Here is a 1,152-nt window from a genome sequence, read left to right as displayed (position 1 = left end):
ATCGACGTGCGCCAGGCGCCGCTGCTGCGCGCCTTCCTGTGCGAGGACCGCGCCAACGGCCGCTGGCTGTTGCAACTGCTGACGCATCACCTGGCGATCGACCATACGACGCTGGAAATCCTGGTTGAGGAAATCCGCACCATCCAGCTGGGCCGCGAGGCCGAGCTGCCAAGGGCGCTGCCGTTCCGTAACTTCATCGCCCAGGCGCGCCTGGGCGTGAGCCGCGCGGAGCATGAGGCCTTCTTCGCGCAGATGCTGTCCGATATCGACGAACCGACCGCGCCGTATGGCCTGCTCGACGTGCGCGGCGACGGCTTGCAGATAGGCGAAGCGCGCCAGCAGCTTCCTGCTGTACTGGCACGCCGTCTGCGCACACAGGCGCGGGCGCAGGGCGTCAGTGCCGCCAGCCTGATGCACCTGGCCTGGGCGCAGGTGCTGGCGCGCCTGTCGGGACGCCAGGACGTGGTGTTTGGTACGGTGCTGCTGGGGCGCATGCAGGCCGGCGCCGGCTCCGATCGGGTGCTGGGCATGTTCATCAACACGCTGCCGGTGCGGATCAGCATCGAGGCCATGGACGTTGCCCAAGGCGTGCGCCGCGCGCATACGCTGCTGACCCAGCTTCTGCGGCACGAGCACGCGTCGCTGGCCCTGGCTCAACGCTGCAGCGGCGTGGCCGCGCAGACGCCTTTGTTCTCGTCGCTGATGAATTATCGTCACAGCGCGTCGGCCGCCCCGGGTGCGCAGCAGCACACCGGCGGCGACTGGGAGGGCGTGGAGATCGTCGGCGGCGAAGAGCGCACGAATTATCCGCTGACCTTGTCGGTGGATGACTTGGGCGAGGACTTCCTGCTGACGGCGCAGGTCGACCAGTCGGTGTCGGCCGAACGCATCTGCGACTACATGCAGACCGCGCTGGAAGGCATCGTCGCGGCGCTGGAAACGGCGCCGCAGACGGCGCTGGCGGAGATCGGCGTGCTGTCGGCGGCGGAACACCGCCAGGTGCTGGTCGAATGGAACGCGACGGCGGCGGACTACGAGCGGGACGTTTGCCTGCACGAGCTGTTCGAACGCCAGGCGGAGCGCACGCCGCACGCGGTGGCGCTGGTGCATGAGCAGCGCCAGGTCAGCTACGCCGACCTGAACGCGCAGGCC

Annotated in this window: 1 protein-coding gene; it reads left to right on the top strand. The window is 68.8% G+C overall.

All coding sequences use genetic code 11. The features are described from left to right. The coding region (locus tag RUGAMON1_RS32600) for a condensation domain-containing protein (protein WP_445234416.1) at positions 1-1,152 on the top strand (1,152 nt) is incomplete at both ends.

The organism is Duganella rhizosphaerae (genome assembly GCF_040364205.1).
GTDB classification, from domain to species: domain Bacteria; phylum Pseudomonadota; class Gammaproteobacteria; order Burkholderiales; family Burkholderiaceae_D; genus Rugamonas; species Rugamonas rhizosphaerae.
Note: the sequence above shows the minus strand (reverse complement) of the source record. Positions and strands in the feature narration are given on the sequence as shown.